This is a genomic window from Secundilactobacillus silagincola (assembly GCF_002583405.1).
GTDB classification, from domain to species: domain Bacteria; phylum Bacillota; class Bacilli; order Lactobacillales; family Lactobacillaceae; genus Secundilactobacillus; species Secundilactobacillus silagincola.
Map to the genome: position 1 here is coordinate 256024 of NZ_BCMJ01000001.1, position 21811 is coordinate 277834.

The 21811-nt window shown below is 42.2% G+C and carries 22 protein-coding genes; 3 read left to right on the forward strand and 19 right to left on the reverse strand.

Features of this window, described 5'->3' with window-relative positions; translation table 11 throughout:
- Nucleotides 1-26: 26 nt before the first annotated feature.
- The 3 genes from CES82_RS01055 to CES82_RS01065 are packed head-to-tail and all read right to left on the reverse strand — an operon-like array spanning nucleotide 27 to nucleotide 2874.
- Nucleotides 27-1703, reverse strand: a complete 1677-nt coding sequence (locus CES82_RS01055) for a propanediol/glycerol family dehydratase large subunit (protein WP_098823461.1) — start codon at nucleotides 1701-1703, stop codon at nucleotides 27-29.
- A gap of 18 nt (nucleotides 1704-1721) precedes the next feature.
- Complete coding sequence (pduB, locus tag CES82_RS01060) at nucleotides 1722-2546, reverse strand: propanediol utilization microcompartment protein PduB (protein ID WP_098823462.1); 825 nt, start codon at nucleotides 2544-2546, stop codon at nucleotides 1722-1724.
- Between the two features lie 34 nt (nucleotides 2547-2580).
- A complete protein-coding gene (locus CES82_RS01065; RefSeq protein WP_098823463.1) occupies nucleotides 2581-2874 on the reverse strand; it encodes a BMC domain-containing protein in 294 nt (97 codons plus the stop codon).
- Between the two features lie 341 nt (nucleotides 2875-3215).
- On the opposite strand from CES82_RS01065, the gene CES82_RS01070 reads away from it, so the two are divergent.
- Nucleotides 3216-4337, forward strand: a complete 1122-nt coding sequence (locus tag CES82_RS01070) for a helix-turn-helix domain-containing protein (RefSeq protein ID WP_180245619.1) — start codon at nucleotides 3216-3218, stop codon at nucleotides 4335-4337.
- A 307-nt stretch (nucleotides 4338-4644) separates the two neighbouring features.
- Here the strand turns inward: CES82_RS01070 and CES82_RS01075 are convergent, their stop codons facing one another.
- Entirely contained in the window at nucleotides 4645-6957 is a 2313-nt protein-coding gene (locus tag CES82_RS01075) for a glycoside hydrolase family 31 protein (RefSeq protein ID WP_098823465.1), read from the reverse strand.
- 26 nt (nucleotides 6958-6983) lie between these two features.
- On the reverse strand, nucleotides 6984-8279 hold the full coding sequence (locus tag CES82_RS01080) for an SLC45 family MFS transporter (RefSeq protein WP_098823625.1): 1296 nt from the start codon (nucleotides 8277-8279) through the stop codon (nucleotides 6984-6986).
- A 301-nt stretch (nucleotides 8280-8580) separates the two neighbouring features.
- Between CES82_RS01080 and CES82_RS01085 the strand changes: the two genes are divergently transcribed.
- A complete protein-coding gene (locus CES82_RS01085) occupies nucleotides 8581-9582 on the forward strand; it encodes a LacI family DNA-binding transcriptional regulator (protein ID WP_098823466.1) in 1002 nt (333 codons plus the stop codon).
- Nucleotides 9583-9619: 37 nt separating this feature from the next.
- Here CES82_RS01085 and CES82_RS01090 read toward each other — a convergent pair whose 3' ends face one another.
- The 8 genes from CES82_RS01090 to CES82_RS01125 all read right to left on the reverse strand — a co-directional run bounded on the left by CES82_RS01090 (nucleotide 9620) and on the right by CES82_RS01125 (nucleotide 14247).
- A complete protein-coding gene (locus CES82_RS01090) occupies nucleotides 9620-10108 on the reverse strand; it encodes a GNAT family N-acetyltransferase (protein WP_098823467.1) in 489 nt (162 codons plus the stop codon).
- Between the two features lie 22 nt (nucleotides 10109-10130).
- Nucleotides 10131-10472, reverse strand: coding sequence for an iron chaperone (locus CES82_RS01095; protein ID WP_098823468.1), 342 nt, complete (start codon nucleotides 10470-10472; stop codon nucleotides 10131-10133).
- Nucleotides 10473-10487: 15 nt separating this feature from the next.
- Nucleotides 10488-10928 carry a GNAT family N-acetyltransferase gene (locus CES82_RS01100; RefSeq protein ID WP_098823469.1) on the reverse strand — a complete coding sequence of 147 codons (441 nt, stop codon included), beginning with the start codon at nucleotides 10926-10928 and terminating at the stop codon, nucleotides 10488-10490.
- A 227-nt stretch (nucleotides 10929-11155) separates the two neighbouring features.
- Complete coding sequence (locus tag CES82_RS01105) at nucleotides 11156-11437, reverse strand: hypothetical protein (protein WP_098823470.1); 282 nt, start codon at nucleotides 11435-11437, stop codon at nucleotides 11156-11158.
- 168 nt (nucleotides 11438-11605) lie between these two features.
- A complete protein-coding gene (locus CES82_RS01110) occupies nucleotides 11606-12454 on the reverse strand; it encodes an SDR family oxidoreductase (RefSeq protein WP_098823471.1) in 849 nt (282 codons plus the stop codon).
- A gap of 53 nt (nucleotides 12455-12507) precedes the next feature.
- On the reverse strand, nucleotides 12508-13263 hold the full coding sequence (locus CES82_RS01115) for an SDR family NAD(P)-dependent oxidoreductase (RefSeq protein WP_098823472.1): 756 nt from the start codon (nucleotides 13261-13263) through the stop codon (nucleotides 12508-12510).
- Nucleotides 13264-13320: 57 nt separating this feature from the next.
- Nucleotides 13321-14007, reverse strand: coding sequence for a Rossmann-fold NAD(P)-binding domain-containing protein (locus tag CES82_RS01120; protein WP_098823473.1), 687 nt, complete (start codon nucleotides 14005-14007; stop codon nucleotides 13321-13323).
- Nucleotides 14008-14016: 9 nt separating this feature from the next.
- Nucleotides 14017-14247, reverse strand: coding sequence for an SDR family oxidoreductase (locus tag CES82_RS01125; RefSeq protein WP_098823474.1), 231 nt, complete (start codon nucleotides 14245-14247; stop codon nucleotides 14017-14019).
- 127 nt (nucleotides 14248-14374) lie between these two features.
- Between CES82_RS01125 and CES82_RS01130 the strand changes: the two genes are divergently transcribed.
- On the forward strand, nucleotides 14375-15004 hold the full coding sequence (locus CES82_RS01130) for a TetR/AcrR family transcriptional regulator (RefSeq protein WP_098823475.1): 630 nt from the start codon (nucleotides 14375-14377) through the stop codon (nucleotides 15002-15004).
- A gap of 49 nt (nucleotides 15005-15053) precedes the next feature.
- Here CES82_RS01130 and CES82_RS01135 read toward each other — a convergent pair whose 3' ends face one another.
- The 6 genes from CES82_RS01135 to CES82_RS01160 form a co-directional block, all read right to left on the reverse strand.
- Nucleotides 15054-15689, reverse strand: coding sequence for an NAD(P)H-binding protein (locus CES82_RS01135; protein WP_098823476.1), 636 nt, complete (start codon nucleotides 15687-15689; stop codon nucleotides 15054-15056).
- Nucleotides 15690-15842: 153 nt separating this feature from the next.
- A complete protein-coding gene (locus CES82_RS01140) occupies nucleotides 15843-16349 on the reverse strand; it encodes a plasmid pRiA4b ORF-3 family protein (protein ID WP_098823477.1) in 507 nt (168 codons plus the stop codon).
- A gap of 27 nt (nucleotides 16350-16376) precedes the next feature.
- Complete coding sequence (locus tag CES82_RS01145; RefSeq protein WP_098823478.1) at nucleotides 16377-17090, reverse strand: glycosyltransferase family 2 protein; 714 nt, start codon at nucleotides 17088-17090, stop codon at nucleotides 16377-16379.
- A 223-nt stretch (nucleotides 17091-17313) separates the two neighbouring features.
- On the reverse strand, nucleotides 17314-18258 hold the full coding sequence (locus CES82_RS01150; RefSeq protein ID WP_098823479.1) for a Dyp-type peroxidase: 945 nt from the start codon (nucleotides 18256-18258) through the stop codon (nucleotides 17314-17316).
- 458 nt (nucleotides 18259-18716) lie between these two features.
- A complete protein-coding gene (locus tag CES82_RS01155; protein ID WP_098823480.1) occupies nucleotides 18717-20648 on the reverse strand; it encodes an elongation factor G in 1932 nt (643 codons plus the stop codon).
- Nucleotides 20649-20809: 161 nt separating this feature from the next.
- A complete protein-coding gene (locus CES82_RS01160) occupies nucleotides 20810-21799 on the reverse strand; it encodes a cation diffusion facilitator family transporter (RefSeq protein ID WP_225364805.1) in 990 nt (329 codons plus the stop codon).
- Nucleotides 21800-21811: the final 12 nt, after the last annotated feature.

The following is a 21811-nucleotide window of genomic DNA, read 5'->3' on the forward strand; positions in this document are numbered from 1 at the left end:
TGCTTACCTCCCTTCGACCTGACTGGTTAGAATTCCAACTTCTGAGGATCCAAAGCCCATGGAACGTTCTCTAGACGATCCCACTTGTCTTTGTCTTCCCATACACGGTAACCAGTACCTGGGCCTTTGTAATCGTTAGCGTTGTTAATAGCTGAAGTACACTTCCAACCATCCAAGAAGACAGCGGATGTTTGCAGGTAATCACCACAAACCTTTTGTTGCGCTAACTTAAGCACAGCCTCAGCAACGTCTTTGATATCATGGTCATATAAGGCCTTGATAACATCAACAACGGTAACACCACGGGTCATCAAGTCTTGAGCAGCTTTCATATCTTGCACCATGTCACGTTTAGGCATGTCGTTTGAATTACTGCCGTAAGTTGCAGCTTCAACTTCTTCATCCGTGATCTGTGGTAAGCCTAAGCCATCAAAGACAGCTTGAATGGCAACCGCAGCCTTGTGACGAATCTTAATAGATTCCTCTTCGGTAATTGGCATGATACCACCATTGATAGCCATATCACGTTCCAAAGTGATGTAATCATCGTAGTCCAAAACATCCATGTTTGAACCAGCGAAGGTGTTATCCATGTTTTCTTCGGCGGCATAACCTGATGACAGGTAATCAGTACCGGCGATGAATTGACCAATCATCCGGCCAGTCCGACGAATGTCAGAGTGAGAGAAGGCTTGGTCACAACCAGAAGCACATTCAACGTCAAGTGACATACATAGTAAGTTTTCACCTAAGACTTCACGGATCCCACCTACGACGGCACCTGGCATACCGATACAACTAACACCACCGTTTTGCAGGCCTTGAACACCTGAAGCTTTGGTAATGTAGATGCAACGTGCTTCAAGGTAAAGCATTGATTTACCTTCAGTGTAGCCCATCATAACTTCTGAACCGGCACCTGAAGTAAACCGCATCTTTAATCCACGTGAAGCGTAGCAAGAAGCTAAGAAACCTTTTGACCAAGGGGTATCATCACCATCAGTGAAGACCCGGTCAGTCCCATAAACTGAGATGGTTTCGGCATAGGCGGTAAACCCACGCATCCCCAAACTCAATTCATCAGCTTCCTCAACTGAACATTGGGTGATAACACCAGGACGACCTGATTGTGCACCAACCATGATTGAAATGGCGTTCATAGGTGCGTACCGAGCAATAGCAGTAGTGGTTTCTTCTTCAGGAACCCCACGAAGTGCAGCTTCGGCAGCATCGGCAGCAATTTCAACTGGGTTATCCAAAGTGTTAGTGGCGTGGACTTGAGTCATAGGTGTCCGACGTGGACGCATCTTTTGGGTAGCCATAATCATTTCAGCAAAGTTTAATTTACTGATAACTTCAGCAGCCTTTGCTGGTGTCATAGCAGTCGTATATTTAATAATTTCATCACGTGAAACATTAGGATCACACATCATGTTGGCGATCTTAACTGAATCAGTGTTTAAAGTCTTTTCAGCGTTATCTAGATTGATACCATATTCGGCGATGTACTTGTCGATAAGGTCGAAGTCTTCCTTCTTCTTACCATCCATTTCGGTAACAACACCGTTTTCAATCTTGATACTTGGCTTTGGGTCGTTCTTACCATTAAGAGCAACTAAACCTTCATCGTCCCAGTTCTTAACGAACCCATCTAGATGTACTGGACGTTTCTCTAACTTTTCAAATCTTTTTTGACGTTTCAATATTGTTCCTCCTCCCTGCTACTTAATGTATGATGGAAAATCATTTACTGGCTTTTCGCCAAGTTGTGCCAAAAGTTTCAGGCCAACTTCACGACCAGCCATAACAGCCTGGCGAACGGCACCTGAATCACCGCTAATGTGAACCATACCTTCGTTTGAGAAGCTTGTCCCATGTGCAGGAGAAGCAAAGGAAAGTACGTTTACGCCAGCAGTTTTAATAGCAGTATCGGCCATAACAACACCGATCCCAGAAGGGGCGCCACAAATCAAACCGTAAGCTTTGCCTTCAGGAGCACCAAATGCCATATGGCAGGCGCCTGAAGCACGGGCAGTAAATTGTAATTCCAAGTGACCAGCAGCAGAGTTATAAACGTCTCCGAATGTCCGGCTCAAGTTATCCAATGCTACATTGATAGCTGAACGAACATCTGAAGGATCATACCCACCAATAAGAATCAAAGAACCATGACCAGCGCCGCCCTTTGTATCACGTGGCAACTCGATATCGATAACTTCTGTATTGGTTGCCTTAACAGCTTCATCCATCGCCATAATATGTGGACCAGCACCTGAACGAGCACTAAGAATACCAAGTACAGAGTAACGCTTTGTAATGTGAAGTTGATCTAACAGAGTTGGGTCAACACTGGGAATACACATACCAATGGTGTCACCGATTTCACGAGTTCCAACAAACTCAGGGACAACACTAGTAGAGTTTAAAAAATCATTCATTTCGAATCCTCCCGATGCATTTGACTGATTTTTATCTTTAAGTGAGATTCCCTTTTTGAGAAGCTCACCCATTACCTGCTCAACTAACGCGTCTTTATCCTTACTCATAACCCTAATCTCCTATCGTAATCAGACGTTCTGACTATTCAGCAGAGAGTTTCTTAGGATCTGGAAGAATTTTTTCAACATCGTTATGTGGACGTGGAATGACGTAGTTAGATAGAACTTCACCAATATTTTCAGCAGCTTGAACACCTGCATCAACAGCTGCTTTTACGGCACCAACATCACCACGTACCATAACTGTAACTAACCCATGACCAATCTTTTCTTGGCCCACCAGGTCAACATTTGCGGCCTTGACCATTGCGTCGGCTGCTTCAATTGAAGCAACCAGACCTTTCGTTTCGATTAATCCTAAAGCTTCTTGGTTCATTAGAGCTTCCTCCTAAATTTTGGAACTGCAGTAATGATAGACAGTAACCGTTAAATATCGTTATTATCTAATTTCTACGCATTTCCAATTAGTTTTGAAAACACTTACATTATAGGTGATATTATTTGTGATATTTTAAGCAAGTGTAATTTCCCATGTCAAAAATAGTAAACGCTTTCAAAAGAATGTTGTATTAGTGTAAAATAATACAAATTTATTTAAAAATAATGTTGAATTACCATTACAATTATTTTAGAATCAAATATAGAGCACTTGATAGCGCTTACCGTTTTCATGAGATGCATGTGAAAGAACTATCATGCTCGTTAGGAGGATCCTTTATGATTGACTATCCACTAAAAAAAGAGGACTACCGCACGCTTGCCGGGGCAGTTGCAACGTTTTCAGGCATCACTCAGATTGATACTGTTTTCTACACATTAGATGAACAGCTCCTCAAAGATAACACTGTTTTTTCGGGTCTTAACGAAGTTCAACAAAACATTAATTTTGATGAATTCAAGGTTTACGCCATCTTTCCGGTGACCATTGAACACCGGTTGTGGGGCTTTATCATTTGTAACTCGGTCAACGTTTCTCAACAGCGTATTTACCTATCTCGTAGCTACCTAGAAAACATCTTCAACCAACTGCTGGAACCGGAATTTAACATTACAGTTTCGGTTTGGGACGCGCTGGACACGGAACAAATCTCTCAGATTCGCTACTTTGATACTTTCTTGCGGGCTACAACAGCTGAAGGTACTCAAATCACAACTCAGCCAGTCAAAACCGATCGGAACAAGTATCACAATACAGAAAATGATCCGAAAGCTTCATCTCAAGAGGAAGACGACGGCGTCAACCAAAGTATTGACGCTGCAATTCAGTACATTGAAAAGAACATTCGCCACACGATTTCCCTATCAACTGTGGCACAAGAAGTCTTTCTATCGCCCTCCTATCTCAGTCGAATCTTCAAGAAGATCTTGGATGTTAACTTTATCGACTACATTAACTACCGGAAAATTGCAATTGCAAGTGAAAAACTGGCACTTTCAAAGCTACCAATCAATTACATTGCTAATCAAACTGGCTTCCAGCAAACTAGCTACTTTACCAAGATTTTCAAGCAACGCACTGGCTTAACACCCTCGGAATACCGTCACCAAAACACGTCCATTCAAAAGGTCTTTACGATTCCACGTGATGTTTCTTGGCGGGACAGTGACACTGTTTTTGACGTGTCTAAGCGCTATTTTCAAAAGAACGATATTGCTTACTTTTCTCAACCAGTTAACGGTTACCCCTATTTTAATAACATTAGCAATTTAGCTGATTCCACTGGGTCTCGTGGATGGATCTATACCGTTGACTGTAAGCAGCCGACCGTTCCTTCTAGTGCAGTGAGTGTTAAAGGAAAATCCGTTGTTCAGTGGATCTATACCGCTTTTAATAACTAGCTTATTATTTCAATTATCCAAGAGTAAAAATGGTATTTTTTTGCACAACCACTAATTAACACGACGACAATTAAGTTATATTAATTTTTAGTGGATTTTCTCATTTATTTAACATGTGATAACTTTCTGAATGAATCATTATTTTAAAATAGCTGCTAATTTTCATCATTTTCAAAAAAATAATAATTCTAATTTAGCTATTTATTGAAACTGATGAAAACACAAATAAGCACTGGTCCCATCCGATTTGACGGGATCAGTGCTTATTTATGTTAAATCCTATAATCTACCAAGTTTTATCACACTCTTATTTTTCCGCAACATACTTGGCAGTCTTATCATCATACTTAAATATCATAACTTTATCATTCAACTGTACGTTAATCGTCTTGTATTGGCCATCATAACCATGATGAGCAAGATTAACACTGCAATCACCTGCAACACTTGTCTTTACAGTGTATTCGTTATATTCACCGTCTTGATACTTAAAATCAACACCATCATCTTGATAATGGGTATAAGTGGCGGCATCACCGAATAATCTGAAGGTCATGGTTGTGTCCGGTTGATCAGAAAGATGTTCAACCTCTTTTCCCCATGGCATCAGCGTATTCTTCTTGATGAAGATCGGTAGCTTATCGATTGGGACGTCAGCCAAAATCGTGGTTTTACCGTCATATTCAACGCCGGTATCCAAAGCGATCCACTGCCCTTCAGGTAAGTAAACTGCACGCGCGGTTTGCCCCTGCTGCACGATTGGTGCAACCAAAATATTGTCACCAACCATGTATTCGTCATTCATGTTGCGAACCGTTTTATCATCAGGATAATTCAGTACTAGCGCACGCATAACAGGTAGCCCGTCCTGTGTTTCGTTGTGGAAACAATCATACAGATACGGGATAAAGCGATACCGCAAGTTTAAGAATTTGCGATAAATGTCTAAGACTTGCTTACCAAAGACCCAAGGCTCCTGATTGCGAACCTGTAGCGCACTGTGGTTTCTAAACAGTGGACTGAATAAGGCTGCTTCGACCCAGCGAGTGAGCAGTTCTGCCGTCGTATCGGCACTAAACCCGCCAATATCGGTCCCAGTATAACTAAAACCACTCATTCCCAGGTTGCATAGTTGCGGAATCGACATCTGCAAGTGGTGCCAGAGACTCTGGTTATCACCCGTCCAGACCGTAGAATACTTCTGTGTTCCGGCATAGGCTGCCCGAGTGATCACATATGGCCGCTTACCTGTAGCGTCTTTAATTCCATTATAGGTAGCTTTAGCCATGTTATGACCGTAGACGTTATGCATCATTTTCGATGTTGAAGCCTGATTTTCATCCGACATCACCACATCATCCGGCATATCGCCATCAAAGGTTGCTGGCTCGTTCATATCCGTCCAAATACCAGCAGCACCCTTATCTAACAGGAACTTGCAGTGCTTACCCCACCATTGACGGACTTCTGGATTACCGAAATCTGGAAAGGCTGATTGACCAGGCCATACGCGGTTGATATAAACCGACCCATCTTTGTTCTTAGCGAAGTAACCTTTTTTAAGTCCTTCTTGATAGATGTCATAATCGTCATCCTGCTTAACACCGGGATCTAAGATTGGAATCACCCGGACACCGCGTTTCCGTAGTGAGGTTAAGAATGCTTTAGGATCAGCAAACTTGTCTGTATCCCAAGTAAATACCCGATAGCCCTTCATGTAATCAATATCAAAGTGAATGGCTTCAAGTGGTAAATGATACTGTTCAAACTTATCGACAATTTCTTCGACACGACTTTGATCCATGCTGTAACCCCAGCGAGATTGCTGATAACCTAACATCCAGCGTTGTGGTAGTGGTACAACTCCAGTGAGGTACGTGTAATTAGCAACAACATCCTTTAAGGTACGGCCACCAAGAATGTAATAATTCAAGTTACCATCATCAGCTGAGTATACGTAGTACTTATCGCTTTCTTTACCGAGATCAAAGTGACTGCGATACGTATTGTCAAAGAACAGCCCGTATGGATGGCCCTGCTTCAAACCAAATAGAACCGGAATCGACTTGTACAAGTGGGTAAAACTTTCAATGTGTGGCCGAGGTTCATCAGTATTCCAGTTATCGTATTCGTAACCGCGTTTGTTCAAGAAACCAGTCTTGCCACCTAAGCCGTAAAACTGTTCATCGTCGTCTAATTGGTTGAGCACTTCATAGTAAGTGTTACTTGCTTCATCAATCGCTGCGACTTCGTGACCCTCAGAACGAACGATCTTTTTATGTGCAGCATCAATATTTTGATTAATTGACTCACGCTGCCCATTATAGTGAATAACTAATGGCTGGTTATCTTGATCATACACATCTACGTGCAGCTGAGGATCAACCTTAACTGTCAACGCATCTGTTTTGATGGTAATCACATCGCCATCTTTAGCCACGGCATACTTCGTTGCAACGGTTTTATCACCTTCCACAGCGTATGAATGCGTGCTTTTACCATAATCCTGAAACACTTGAACAATCTCGGGTTTCACAACTGAGAAAGTCAGGCTTTTGTTAGCTGAAACCACCTGAACGCGTTGGTTGTTATCAGTAAAATCAAATGAATCTGTCGTCATGTCTATCTCATCCCTCTTATTAAATATTATGCCGTTTTCTTTTCAACTTTGATAATGTCCATTAAAGCAGCACCGATTAACCATGAAACACCACCAATAACGATCATTGTTGGCATTGAATCGCCGACCATTGGGAAAATCACGAAGCTGCTGATTGATGCAACAATTTGTGGCAAGCAAATAAAGACGTTAAACAATCCAATATAAGCACCATCGTTAGCACCATCTGTTGTCGTAGTAAAAATAGCAAATGGTTCAGTGTGCATGGTTAAGAAACAAATCCCAATCAAAACAAAGGCGATGATCAATACGTATTGGTTATGCGTAAAGGCAGTCCAGATCATGCCCAAACCACCACTGGCCAAACCAATTCGGTACCAGAACTTCCGCTTGTATTGACTGGTCCGTGAAAGAACTAAGAACCCGTAGAGAATCCCAACAACTGATTGGACAAAGGTTAAAACACCGTACCAGTTACCTGCGGATTGAAACCCTGCAGAAGTGGCATTAGCGGTGTGCCAAACGTTTTTAGCAATGGCACCGGTGGTATAAGTCCAAAGATATTGAATACCAAAGTAAGCAAAGAATTGAATAATAGCAACTTGCCAGAAAGTACTTGGTGCTTCCTTGATCAGTGTCCAATATGACTTCTTTTTCTTCTTTTCTTTAGGATCAAAATTATGGTAATTGGCATAAGTAATTGGATCGTATTCTTTAACTGATACAATGGTGTAAATTGACGTAGCGAGTAACACAATAGCGGCAATGTAGAATGACAACCGAACTGATAGCGGCACAACCCCACGTTTGGCGATGTTAGCGACCCCAATCCAGGTTAGGAAGAATGGGCATAGGTTAGCTAACACACCGCCAACGTTACTGAAGGCTTGTTGCCATGACCAAGCTTTATCCTTTTGATTTTCGTTGACCATGTCACCAATAATCATCCGGAATGGTTGCATACATGCGTTATTTGAAAGATCCATTAAAATAATTGCAATAGAACCGAATAACAACGCAGCCAGTGACCCAAACCCGAAACCAAACGATCCGGCATTCGGTAAGAGAACCAGCACGATGGCAGCAAGTGGTGCGGCCACCATTAAAATCGGCATCCGACGGCCAAATCGCGGTGACCAGAAACCATCTGAAAACTTACCTAAGATAGGTTGAACGATCATCCCAATCAGCGGTGGAAAAATGAAGAAGTATCCGAGTTTAGTTGGATCAGCACCAATCGTTTGAAAAATTCGACTCATTTGCGATGTTTGTAGTGAAAATGCCATGTTGACCCCACAAAAACCAAAGGTAATGGCGAACATCGTTTTTAAGTTAATATTTGGTAGGAAATGTGTTTGTTTCTTTTCGTTCTCTGCTTTAGTCTTACTTGTTACATGCGGCTTAACAGTACCTAAGCTTCCTTGTGAACTTTCCACAAGAAACACCTCCCAAAAAAGTTTATGTAAACGTTTACAGCAATAATTGTAGTTCCTTCTGTAAACGTTTACAATACCTTTAAACCAACTTTTTTTATTTTTTGAAACAAGAATTACACTAAACCCCTACTATTTCTAGGTCTGAAGGTCGATAATAAAATGAGAATCTTTTTTGAGGACTGATCACATGACATTACAAAACAGAGTCACAATTAAAGATATTGCCAAGGCCACTCAACTATCCGTGGCCACTGTTTCACGTATTTTACATAAAAAGGGGCAGCATAGCAGTGTGACCGTTAAACGGGTGACCGAAACTGCCAATAAAATGGGCTACGTGCGAAATACTTCAGCAGCCGATTTGGTCAATCAAAAAAGCCGCATCGTTGCCGTTATCGTTTCCAATACAAAGTCCAATTTCAGTGAACATATCATTGATGCCATTGAATCAAAAGCTGCTTCAGATGACCTTAACGTGTTCATCCTCCATGCCGGAAACCGCGATGAACAGTCTCAGCTTAAAGCCATTAAGACGGTGATCGAACGAGCTGTAATGGGCATCATTCTGGTCTCTCTGGAACTTGATGATAACGTACTGACGACGCTTAACAGCACCAGCATTCCTAGCATTTGCCTGTCTACTTCTGTGAAGGATACGGCCATCCCCTTCGTGACATCTGACAACTATCAGATGGGTTATGCGGCAACCCAGCTGATGATTGACAAAGGACACACTAAGATTGCGATTGCTGGTATTCCCACCGCCGGGTCCATTAATCAGCGAATTGCAGGTTATTTACAATGCATGTCGGATCATCATTTGAGAGTCGAACCTGATTGGATTCAGTACGGAACGTGTACGTATGATGACGGTGAAAAAACCTGGCAAGTATATGCTAAGAAACGAGAAATCACCTGCGCAATCTGCGCCAGTGATCTCACCGCAATCGGCATGTTAAATGCCATTACAGAAATGGGTCTTAAAGTCCCAGACGATATCAGCCTTGTCAGTTTTGACGGTACAGACATCGTGGACATGGTACGGCCACGGATTACCAGTATTAGTCAATCTTTTTACGAAATGGGACTAGCTGGCATCAAGTTTTTGACTGATGGTAGAACCATTCAAAAACAGTACTTACCCTTCAAAATCGTCGAACGAGAATCGACTCGCCGTTTAGAGAAATAATGGCTTATTATGAGTTGGCAAACCAATCTAATTGCCGTTATCTGGAAAAAATCACCGTTTTTAACTTGCCTCCGGGAACTTGCGTTGAACGTGTTAGTTTGGTTTCCGAAAAGCCCAACGTTAAGTAGAAAGTTTTAGCATCGTTATTACTACGCAGCACTTCGAGGTAAATGTGTCGGTACTTCGGGCCCATTATCTTTAAGGCCCTAGTCACCAGCTTTGAACCAATACCAAGATGCTGATAATCGGGCAAAACATAAATCGAATATATTTCTCCCCAACTAGAAAAAGAAGCCAAGCGAGCTGGTCCGTAAGTGCATACACCAACTATCTTGCCTTCATTATTAAACGCTAACTGCATGTCTTGCCATCGTTGTTCCGGATGCCATGTGGTTGGCGTTAACTTTTTTAAAATTGAATTTGGTAAATGAGTCCGATAAGTTGCTAGCCAAGTTTGATAATAAACCTGTCTAATAGCACCAAAATTTTCGTTCTTATGGGCGTGTCGAATTCTGATTGATTCCAATCTAAAGCCTCCAAAACACCACTCAACCTTGCTGCACAAACGCCAGCCGATGCTGTGTCATTTTCACGATCAGCTGTTCAGGCAACGGCTCACTATAACTAATGTGCCAACTCCCCTTTGTGGTTGTATACCCAGCTAATTCAGCTGCAAAAAAGGAAATTCCCTCACCGGTAGGATAGATGCCAATATGATGCTTATTGGCACTAAAATAAATAATCGGTTGAGATTGAATAAAGGCCGGCATACCATACGAAATTTTTTCTTTTGCATCTGGTAAAACACCCTTTAGTAATCGATATAAGCTGGTCAGCTGCGGTTGAAATTCAGCTGGCTGTTCTGCTATATACGCTGTAATAACACTCATACACGTGGCCCTATTCTAGTACTTAAGCACTAAATCAACATGAGGAATGCCATCCTCTAAGTAGACGTCAGAAACAGGTTTAAAACCAAAAGACTTGTAAAAATCTAGTAAGTAGCTTTGCCCCGCAATTTTAATATCATTTCCCGGGAAATCTTCTTTGATTTCCTCAATTGTGGCACTTACTATTTCCCGGCCTAAGTGCTGTTTCCGAAACTTTTTAACGACCAATACTCTACCAAAACTCACATAATTACTGCTAGAATTACGAATAATCCGTGTATAGGCAGCTAACTCACCATCAACACGTAAGATCATGTGGATAGCATCATCATCTTGATCATCAATCTCTTGATAAGGACACTCCTGTTCCACCACGAACACCTTGATACGGGCTTTCGTGATTTCCAGTAATTCAGGAACGGATAACTCCGAAGTTTTCTTCACGCTTAGTTTCATAATGATCCCTCCACTCTAACCTTATTTTATAGAACTGATGATATCAGTCCAAATGGTTGTCACTATAATTCTTGGTTTTAAATTTAAAGGCATTATAGCATATAACGTGTTTCTAGCTTATCACTAACCAGGTCGTATTACTTTAATTAAACTCCCTTTTAATCACCAAAAAACGTGTTATCAGTAATTTCACCCAACAACACGTTTCAAAAGTCTTTTTTGCTTATTTAAGGTTCCGATACTAACCAGCCGTCTTCTCTTTGAGGTTCTGACACCAGCCAGCCATTATCCAATAACTGGTGATATTTCCGACCAACTGGTACCCAAAGTTTAGCGTTTAAAATACTACGTAGTTCATCCCAAAATAAGGGATCTTCGATTTCTTTATCTGATAAATTGATATGGAGATAGTCACCGTTTTCAGTTTTTGCGACTACAAAGGGATAAAACACCTTGGTAATCTGTGCGGCAACAATGTTAATCATTTTAGAATCGTGGTCAAGTAGCATACGTGTCACACTCCTTATCTTTGAAACTACATTCAGTTTAGTTTTCAGAACTTAAAGGAAGCCAAAAAGAATGTTGAGAAAGCTTTAAGAAGGTTTGCGAATATCTTAAATCACGATAGCAAAAAGGACGGTTCTTTAAGAGCCGTCCTTTTCTAACACAGATTAAGCTTACTTAATTTCACGTTTCAAATACTCTTCAAAGGTAGTTGGTTCACGCCCAAGTAACGTCTTAAGAACGAACGGATTACCATCCAAACCCCACTTAGAATAAGTATCAGACAAGTGTTTAAATGCTTGGCGCATATAAAGATCATTAATATGATTCTCGTCTAAGAACTTCTCTAAATCAATGTGGGTGGCAACAGCGTGCTCACCAGTCAGCTTGTTGTAAGTATCGACCAAGTCTTGAGGAGTATAAGTCTTCTTGGTGCCGACTAATTCGAAGGTTGCCTTGTTGTAAGTCTCTGGATCCTTAGCAACTTTAGCAGCAACTTCACCGACATCCAAGGGATCAACATAGCACAACTTACCATCAGAAGCGTAGAAGTTTTCGTACTTCCCCGTGTCGTGGACCCGCTTAGGATCAAAGTTATGCATGTAGTGCATTGGCTGCAAGATCGTGTATGGCAATTGGGTTGACATACCAGCATAGATCAAGTGCTCTTCAGTATCACGCTTTTCAACGTGTTGCAGGAGCGTGGTTAAGATTGGGTGTGTCACAGAAATAAAGATGAACTGTGAAACATCATTCTTAATACTTGAATCGATCATTTGTTTACCGATCAAACCTTCCTCTGCGGAAAACAGCGGTGGAATGTAGGCAATCTTGTCGCTAGCTTTAGTGATTTCATCAATCACCGTAATGTCGGTTAAATCACCAACGAAAGCCTGCTTAATCCCTGGTAAATTCTTTACAGCGGGGTTAATATCAGCTGCACCAACTTCGAAACCGGCATCTACTAATGCTTTAACAACGTGGCTACCGGCATGTCCGGCAGCTGAAGTAACTGTAATCATAAACTGTGTTGCTCCTTCCAAATAACCTAATAATCTTTTATTACACCGTTAAATTACCACGGTACGATGCCGCCGTCTTCTGTGAAGCTACCATTTAGATCATTCTTAGGATCCAATGCTAATTCAATAGCACGATGAGCACCACTTTCAACGGGTTTGGCACCATTCTTTTCAAACTCTTCCTTATTAACCAGATCAGTAGCAGTCATACCTGGGTTAACTGAGTTAGCGGTAATATTAACTTTTGTGTCTCTAAATTCTTTACTATATGAAATAGTCATAGCATTCAAGGCTGTCTTAGAAGCTTGATATGGGAAGGCATTAATGTGTGAGAACATTGATGTTGAATCCGTTGCAAGCCCTAATGAACCCATGTCACTGGTAATGGTGATGATCTTACCATATGAAGCCTTCTTCAATAGCGGAACAGCAGCCTTAGTCATTGCAGCAGTCCCGAAGAAGTTCGTTTCAAAGACACCACGTAAATCTTTTTCTGACGTTTCTGATGGTAACCCACCTTCAGGGCCAGAAATACCAGCGTTGTTAATTAAAATATTGAGATAACCGAATTTATCATCAATCGTCTTGATGGTTTCATCAATCGTCTTTTGATCGGTAATGTTGCAGTGTACTAAAGCAACATCTAATCCTTGATCTTGTAATTCTTTAACCGACTTTTGACCAAGTTCCATATCATAAGCGCCAATGAAAACAAACTGACCATGTTGAGCTAAGGTCTTAGCTTCAACAAAACCCATACCTCTTTCAGCACCTGTAATTAACGTAACAACTTTTTTTGAATCAGCCATTATAAAACACTCCTTTTCTTATAAGCATTTAATAACTATTTCACATGAAAATTTAGATTAGAATAAATCGAAACTATTCGACGTCTTCTCGGTATCTTCAACTGAAACAGTAGGTTTGATATCATTAGCAACTAATTGACGGGCACACCAATTAGCGACACTACGAGGTTTGTGATCCAGTAATTCGATCAATTGCTTGTTGTTACCAGCCCAGCCCCACTTGTTGTAAGTCTTACGCAGTGCGTAGAAGGTCTCAGTTGCAAAACTGTCACTGCCTGCGAAGTAATCTGGCCAGTATTCAACTAGCTTATCTTCAGGAACGGAGATCGGTGTGATTTCTTTGCCAGAAACTTTGGTCATGATCGTCGCAACGTCTCTAGGTGTCATGGATTCGTTACTGCAAGTATAGATAGCGTACTTGTAGCCGTCTTCCGTAAGCATCTTGATGGCACAATCGGCAACGTCCAAGGGGTCAACCCATGAAACTAGCTTGTCGATGTCACACATACTTGGATACTCGCCCATATCATAGAACATCTTCATAAAGATATTTTGGTGATAGGTAGAAGGACGCAGGACACTCCAATCTAATCCGCTTTCGAACCCACGGTAAAGCAAGTATTGTTCATCCTTAGCCTTCATCCGGTGTTGCAAGAGCGTACTCATATTAGGATACATGCAGGATAAGTAAACATACTTGCTGACCTTAGCATCAATAGCTGCATCGATTGCGATACGTCCCATCTTAGCTTCTTAATAAGTAAACTGCGGTGGAATATATAGCACCTGATCCACACCCTTCATTGCTTGGGCAACGAATTTAGGATCGCGGCTATCACCAACAAGGGTTTCTTTAACCCCCTGCTGTTCAAGTTTCTTAATATCAGGGTTCATGTCAATGGCACGAATATCAAAACCCTTTTTGGCAAGGTAAGGGACGATTTGGCGCCCAACTTTACCGTAAGCACAGGTAATTAGTAACATATTTCACAACCTCCTTCATTGAACACAGTGTATCCCCTTTCATCAAACTCGTCAAGTATTACTTTATGAGTTTGTTTTAATTTAATTTCGTGTATAATGGCTTTAATAAAGAAGGGGGAGAATCGATATGACGGGGAAAAAGTCACAACGACAAGATCAATATAATCGCGGAAAACAGCTATTTATAGATACTGCAAAGGATCTTTTTAAATCGCAGGGGTACGATAAAACGAAGGTCGCAGATATTGTTAACGCCAGCGGACGCAACGTCAGCACGCTTTATCACTATTTTCCTGAAGGTAAAAAAGACATTGTGAAAATCCTGCTAATTACCGATATTAAGGACGAATTTGATAAGTTAGCCAAACTTATGACCGATAAAAGTGACGGTTCGCTCATTGATTCACTACATTTGTTCTATCATCAGTTTGTTGAAATTTTTTATCGTAACTGGTATTTGATGTCTATTATGCTATATTACAAAGATGACTTTGAAGCCGATGTCACCCCTATCACTCGTGAAGGAACGGATCATATGCGGGAGCTGTTGGCGGCCTTCTTACAGCAGCGTGTAAATAACAGAGAGTTATATATCACTGACTGTGAAGTGGCGGCCAAATTATTCTTTGCGCCCGGGATGGAAAACATTATCGTAAACTTCTCTGAACCTGAAAAAGACGTGTTTGAAACCAGTGAAATTGATCAGCTGATTGCGACTTGGCAACGGGAAACGATTTTCTTTGATTCAACTAACTAAAAATAGCTCAGGACTGCCATTCTTTGCAGTTTCCGAGCTATTTGTTTTATTAAGCATCAACAACGCTAAATCGTTGTTTGATATGCTTGGACGCTACCATTTCCTGCACGATTGCGGTAGCTAGATTGCCAGTTGACGTGGTGGGCTTACCTTCTTTATTAACCATTGGCTGATCACCGCCAATTTTGTAGTTGGTTTTTGGCCCATCATTTAATTCATCCTGTGGTGTGACCGCGATCCAATCAACGTTATCCACCCATTTTAGATATTCAAATTCATGACTTTGCTGAACCGGTGCCTCAATCCAAGGCTGTCCAGCGTACTTTTTCAAAACTTCATTAATCATTGGCTGCCCAGCATCATTCAACAGAGTGCTAGCACCAATAATAAAGATCAATTTTGTATCTGTCTTCTCTCGGAAGGCTGTGATCAAATTCGTAGCCAAATCTAAATGCTGATATGCCTTTAATGATGCAAAAGCGTCTACCACGTAATCAAAAGCCTTTAAATCAGCGTAAGTTAGCGTCAGTGCGTCCTTTTCAATGATTTTAGCATCGGTACCCAGTAACGACTGCGCCTTTTTTGCATCGCGCACGAACGCCGTTGCATCAATATTATTCGCAATGGCTTCCTTGTATACAGCTTGGCCAACGTGTCCAGTTGCGCCAATAATTGCAATTTTCATATGAGATCCTCCATTTAAGTTCAAAGATGAGTGTGGTCTCATTTTTACGTTGCCGACCACTGATAGAATATAACGCAAATCAGTTTACCCGTCAACTGTTAATTCGTTCATCATAAAAAAACACGCCTGCACTCTGCTGCAAACGTGTTTATCCTAATAAGCTTCATCCCAGCTACCCGCAAATTCCGCAAATAGGCCATCAATATTTCGTGCGTTAAACGCTCTGCCACGATCCCCCGTTGCTTCGATTCGTTCTGGCCCACGACCTGCTACCACCACTGGTAATTGATGATGTCCCGCCTGAACAAAAGCTTTCATCGTAATCATTTTCTCCAATTCAATCTGATGAGTCCAACTAGCACCGAAATCGTAAGTATATATCACATTACCTTTTTCCAGATCCGGGTATGCGAAGTTCTCACTTTCGTTCAACATGTTATCTCCCATATCAAGATCTGGCATCACCATACCGTATTCCGTACTCGGATCATTGACCGGCGAAAAACTATGCAAATGACTGTTCGTCCAGCCGAACAAAACTTGAATGATTGCGTGAAGCTGATCGTAGCGAATACTCGTGGGAACTAATACCCGTCGCCAAGTATCCGGTTTAACATCTTTAAGCGTAACTCTAAGTTGCATGATGCTACTCTCTGTCATGAGCTGCCTCCAGTTAATTTACCACTTTCATAATCGTTCTCCCATTTGATAGATACGCTCAAACACCTGATCTTCAACTCGCCGGTCCGAAAAGCTACGTGACCGTAAAGTGCTATTCGGCCGATTGATTTTGGTATACCTAATTGCCGGATCATACACGTATATTCCTGAATCATTCGCCACAAAAGTAGCGGTAAATAAGTAATCTTCAGCAATGGATAATGATTCATCAAACCGTAGATGCTGCTGTTCAATGGCGGCTAGCGAATAGGCCTTATTCCAAATATAACCACCAATTTCGGAACCACGTTGACTAGCCTGCTGAAACATTGTGCGCTGTGACAACGTTTCGTAGTGGTCCCGCGGATTGATTGGGGTATGCCACCACTGATAGCCAACGGTAACGGCTGGTGTACCCTCCTGAAAGCCATTTATTAGTGTTTTAACAAAGTCTGGATGCAATCGGTCGTCACCGTCTGCAAAAGCCACTACATCACCAGTGGCGTGTTCGATACCAAAATTTCGTGCAACTGAAACGCCTCGGTGATGGTCAAATTGTTCCACGTGAAACATTGGCACACCATTAACAAATTCGGCTGCTTTTTCCGCTGTACCATCCGTTGAATGGTCATCAACCAGCCATAATTCAAAATCTGCGGTTTGATTGGCAATCGTTTCCAGTGTTTCATTGAAATAATGACTTAAATTATAAGTGGGTACTACTAAAGTCAGCTTAGTCACTGTATTCACCCCGATACTTTATTTTTGGTGCTATTATGGCAGAATACAAGACATAGTCAATTATTTTCACTCAACATCTGGACGAATTCCCGTGGAATCTATTCTCCTCTAGTGGACGATCTTAAATACGTAAATCGCGATTATTAAGATACCGGCAATTCACGCCACGTACGGTAATGGAAAAGCCCGTTAGCAAGTAACAGGCTTTTTCATTAATTCGATATTAAAATCCTTCGCCATCCGCAATCTTACTCAAAACCGTAAATGAAGGAATAAAGAACACTTCACCAGTTTCAGGCGTGGAAAAGTCTAACAACCGATCCGACTTGGTGAACATGCCCTCCAGCATCCGTTTAGTGACTTCCCAGTGCTGGGCATAGCCAATGAAGTAAGTCCCATTCACCCCTTCAGTTGGGTTAGAAAACGGCACGTTCATCCGAACAATCTTATGCTCAACACCCCCCTCATTATCTTGAGAAACAATATTGTGCGCATTCGGCGCCTTTTGTTCATCTTCAAGTTCCACATCATTAAATTTCTTCCGACCAATTGCCTGTTCCTGCTGTTCCGTCTTCAGCTTGTTCCACGCTTCCATATCATGAGCATACTTCTGGGCGAACGCATATGACCCGTTGATGAAATCTGGATCCTCGTCACCAATCACCGCGTAGTCCGGTGTATCCAGCGCACTAGGATTTTCTGTACCATCCACAAAACCAATAATGGCGCGTCCTTCAAAATAGCGGAAACCGTGTGTTTCATCAAGTACCGTTACGTTGTCTTGAATCCGTTCCATCACCATGGTCATCAATTCAAATGGGACGGCGGAATCTTTGGCTCGCACGTGGAAGAACAAATCGGCTGGTGTCGCTGGTGCGGTGTATTTTGGTCCAACCACCGGTTCAAATTCCTCTAGTTCTTTAGGCCGCTTGGCGTTAGGGAAAAGATAATCCCAGGCCTTACGCGAGAAACCAAAGGCAACAGCTAATCCCGCATCTGGATAGCGAATATTCAGTGAATTTTCGAAAGCTGGCAGGTGTTCAGCAAGATCTTGAACCATTGCTAAATCAGCATCGTGATCCTGACGTTTCAAGTCCATGGTTGAAAAAATAATGTTACTGCCTGCATCCTTATAGACGGACTGGACATCCTTTAAATCGATTGCCATACCGGAAACCCTCCTTGTAAATATGCGTCACTAAAATATACTTTAGAATAATTCTTATTTGATTTTAACACATTTCGGTCACAATTAAAGCGCTTTCTAAAACTTAATCATTCACAAATAATTCACCCCTGAACTGCATATCACAGTACGAAATGATACAATTTCAACACAGAGGAGGAACAAGATGACAACGTATATTTTTACCTTTACGTTCACCATGCTAGTACTGAGATACTTCAGCCACAAAACTAATCACAAGAGCTTACTTTGGACAGCCTTAGTTATTCTGCTACTCATCTTTTGTTTTACCGCCTGGCTTTTTTGATACTAATTCCTTCAATGTAACTGTATCAGCCGTTAAATTGTGCAAATACCATCTTTTAAAGGCCTAATAACTATATCTTAAAATAATTCAAAAGGCACCCCTAAGCTTTCCGCTTAAAGGTGCCCTTTCTTAATTATTTTTTCGCGTACGGATAATGCGCCATTACCGGCAACTGATCCCATTTTACCGGATAACCCGCACCATGGGCACAGAAGACGGAATCCGGCGTGTTCTCTAAGTCAGCTACCGGATCATAATCGGCTGCATCAATAACATCATCAGCATTATGACACGGGTGATAGCCTTCGACCACACACTCCAACTCGCCCTGCCCATGAGTATAGGCGTTCACCGTTTGAGCGTACCCCTGCATCTCTGCAACTGGTGCGCTACCGGTTAAAGTTACCACGGTTCCACCAGTGTTGTCCGGTGCTTCAAACTGTCCATTCATCAACTGAATATCGTTCATCGCCCGACCAACCTGATCTTGGGTCACCGTCAGTCGAAATTGATACCACGGTTCCAGTAACTGCGCCTCGTCTTGTTGTTTAGTCATCATGAGGCCCTGACGAACAGCTCGCCAGGTGGCTTCTCTAAAATCACCGCCAACCGTATGCACAATACTGCCACGGCCACCAATCAACGTAATCTTCATATCAGTAATCGGTGCCCCAATCAGTACACCCAAATGCTGTTTAGCTGCTAGATTAGTCATGATCTGATGCTGCCAGTTTTTATCCAGGACTTCTAGCGAGCAATCCGAGGCAAAGGTAACACCACTGCCAGGCTCAGTGGGTTCCATGAGCAAATGAACTTCAGCGTAGTGCCGCAAGGGTTCAAAATGGCCAACTCCTTCCACTGAATCAGTAATGGTTTCTTTGTAGAGGATACTGCCTTCGTCAAAGTCTACATCTAGGTGAAATTGATGCTGCAGTAATTGCTGAATGACTTCTAACTGCATCGTCCCCATCAACTGCACCCGTATTTCCTGTAACTGATTAGACCAGGTGACATGGAGCTGCGGGTCTTCGTCTTCCAGTTGCTGCAAAGCCGTTAAACAAGCGTGCAGGTCATTGCCTTTGGGATCAACCTTATACGTTAAAACTGGTTGTAATACTGGTTCCTCACTATTGGTTAAATCACCTAAGCCTTGCCCCGGTCGTGTCCCAGTTAGGCCAGTAATTGCACAAACTTCTCCTGCTGTAATCGCCTGACTGACCGTGTATTTCACACCGTTGTACTGACGTAGTTGATTAATTTTTTGGTCTGGCAACACTTCATCACGCGGGTGAAGTGCCCCGCCCGTAACACGAACCCAAGTCAGGCGTTCACCCTTTTCATCGTGAGATACCTTGAAGATTCGGGCACCAAAACTCTGATTCTTTGGCCTTTCAATGGTCCACCGCTGCAACCCCGACATGAGTGCTTCAACGCCCGTCAACTTCAGCGCTGCACCAAAATAAGTGGGAAAAACTTTTCGCTGACTGATTAATTGTCGAATCACATCATCACTAAGGGTCTCTGACGTCATATAACGATCCAGCACTGCATCATCCTGTAATGCAATATCTTCGTAATGATCGGCAATATTTTCACCATCAAAAGCAATACAGCCAGCAGATAATTCCGTCTGTAACTGCGTCAGCAACGCTTCTTGGTTAACCCCAGGAGCATCCATTTTATTTACAAAGAGAAAAGTAGGAATCTGATAGCGATCTAGCAAACGCCATAGCGTCCGAGTGTAGCCCTGAACACCGTCAGTAGCTGATACCACTAAAATCGCATAGTCCAACACACTGAGCACCTGTTCAGTCTGGGCGCCGAAATCCGCATGCCCCGGTGTATCTAGTAGGGTTAAATTTAATTGCTGGTACTGTAAGTTCGCTTCATGAGAAAAAATCGTGATGCCACGTTTTTTCTCCAGATCGTCAGGGTCAAGAAACGCATCCCCATTATCAACTCTTCCCAGCTGTGAAAGCGTTCCGGCTTTATAAAGCAGTGCTTCAGATAAAGTGGTTTTCCCTGCATCCACGTGGGCAATAATTCCCGTTACGATGTGCTTCATGACGTTTCCTCCCGTAATTATTCAATACTCCCATTATTCCACGTTATCACCAATAATCAACCTACCTGCTGCCAGTGATGCTTTATTTAAATGAAAACAGTCCCTATTTCTATGAATAGAGACTGCTTTTAACTTATGGTGCAGTTAATTATGAAACCTAATTATAAATTCTCTTCAGGATCCGGAACCGCTTGAGTCGTCACATCAAAAATCTGAAACTGAGCTTCCAGTTTCTTTTCAATCCGCTCCGTTAAGTTATAAAGTGTCATCACATCCATCCGTGCATCAACCATGATCAACATTTCAACAATCAGAACATCACCGTTGTAGCGACTTCTAAATTCTGTGATCTGGTGAACCTCGTCGAATTGAATAATAGCAGCTTTGATTTGCTGTTCTAAATCAGGATCGACGTAATCTGCCAAATTCAACGTACACTCTTGGAAAATAACTAGTCCGGACCAAAGGACAAAGAACCCAATGATGATACTTACTGTGCTATCAAGCCACGGAATATTGAACCAAAAAGCTGCCAAAACCGTTACTAAAGTGCCAAAGCTGGTTGCCACATCACCCATACTGTCTTTAGCAGCAGCCGAAAGTACCGCGTTTTTCAAACGTTTCCCATTATGATAGTTGAAATACCAAACAATCAGCATCAGGACTGTCGCGATTCCAGCACCAAGGGCTGAAAATAAATTAGGTTGTCGCCTTCCGGACCCTATCAGCACGACCTGGACACTTTGAATAATGATCTGTCCGGCCATAAAGATAATAATCAAACTAGTGATCAACGTGAAAATCGTCGCCATTCGAAACCGCGACAGCTGCATCCGGTCGTCATTTCGGCCGTTCAACAATGGAATGCGTTTGCCGACTAGAAAGTGATCATCGGAATCGGTGGCTGTGTGCAAACCAACGATCAAAAATAAGGTGGAAATCACCCCAGATAGGTTGTTCATCGCATCCGCTTTTAACGCCTGTGAATGTCCAATTGAGGCTAACCAATATTCAATTAGTGTGATCAATAGGTAAATTGCAATGTTGAACCACAACGATTTAAGCGCAGTTTTCAGTTTCTTGATTTCTTGTTCCTCAATGGCTGAAAAATGGGCCCCTTCACGTTTCAGATACTGGGCTAGATTGTTCACGTGATCACCTCC

What these genes read in the sequence shown, in the direction of transcription:
- pduB (WP_098823462.1), bottom strand. Translation starts at nt 2,546, where the DNA reads ATGAGTAAGGATAAAGACGCGTTAGTTGAGCAGGTAATGGGTGAGCTT.
- CES82_RS01065 (WP_098823463.1), bottom strand. Translation starts at nt 2,874, where the DNA reads ATGAACCAAGAAGCTTTAGGATTAATCGAAACGAAAGGTCTGGTTGCT.
- CES82_RS01070 (WP_180245619.1), top strand. Translation starts at nt 3,216, where the DNA reads ATGATTGACTATCCACTAAAAAAAGAGGACTACCGCACGCTTGCCGGG.
- CES82_RS01075 (WP_098823465.1), bottom strand. Translation starts at nt 6,957, where the DNA reads ATGACGACAGATTCATTTGATTTTACTGATAACAACCAACGCGTTCAG.
- CES82_RS01080 (WP_098823625.1), bottom strand. Translation starts at nt 8,279, where the DNA reads ATGTTCGCCATTACCTTTGGTTTTTGTGGGGTCAACATGGCATTTTCA.
- CES82_RS01085 (WP_098823466.1), top strand. Translation starts at nt 8,581, where the DNA reads ATGACATTACAAAACAGAGTCACAATTAAAGATATTGCCAAGGCCACT.
- CES82_RS01095 (WP_098823468.1), bottom strand. Translation starts at nt 10,472, where the DNA reads ATGAGTGTTATTACAGCGTATATAGCAGAACAGCCAGCTGAATTTCAA.
- CES82_RS01100 (WP_098823469.1), bottom strand. Translation starts at nt 10,928, where the DNA reads ATGAAACTAAGCGTGAAGAAAACTTCGGAGTTATCCGTTCCTGAATTA.
- CES82_RS01105 (WP_098823470.1), bottom strand. Translation starts at nt 11,437, where the DNA reads ATGCTACTTGACCACGATTCTAAAATGATTAACATTGTTGCCGCACAG.
- CES82_RS01110 (WP_098823471.1), bottom strand. Translation starts at nt 12,454, where the DNA reads ATGATTACAGTTACTTCAGCTGCCGGACATGCCGGTAGCCACGTTGTT.
- CES82_RS01115 (WP_098823472.1), bottom strand. Translation starts at nt 13,263, where the DNA reads ATGGCTGATTCAAAAAAAGTTGTTACGTTAATTACAGGTGCTGAAAGA.
- CES82_RS01120 (WP_098823473.1), bottom strand. Translation starts at nt 14,007, where the DNA reads ATGGGACGTATCGCAATCGATGCAGCTATTGATGCTAAGGTCAGCAAG.
- CES82_RS01125 (WP_098823474.1), bottom strand. Translation starts at nt 14,247, where the DNA reads ATGTTACTAATTACCTGTGCTTACGGTAAAGTTGGGCGCCAAATCGTC.
- CES82_RS01130 (WP_098823475.1), top strand. Translation starts at nt 14,375, where the DNA reads ATGACGGGGAAAAAGTCACAACGACAAGATCAATATAATCGCGGAAAA.
- CES82_RS01135 (WP_098823476.1), bottom strand. Translation starts at nt 15,689, where the DNA reads ATGAAAATTGCAATTATTGGCGCAACTGGACACGTTGGCCAAGCTGTA.
- CES82_RS01140 (WP_098823477.1), bottom strand. Translation starts at nt 16,349, where the DNA reads ATGACAGAGAGTAGCATCATGCAACTTAGAGTTACGCTTAAAGATGTT.
- CES82_RS01150 (WP_098823479.1), bottom strand. Translation starts at nt 18,258, where the DNA reads ATGGCAATCGATTTAAAGGATGTCCAGTCCGTCTATAAGGATGCAGGC.
- CES82_RS01155 (WP_098823480.1), bottom strand. Translation starts at nt 20,648, where the DNA reads ATGAAGCACATCGTAACGGGAATTATTGCCCACGTGGATGCAGGGAAA.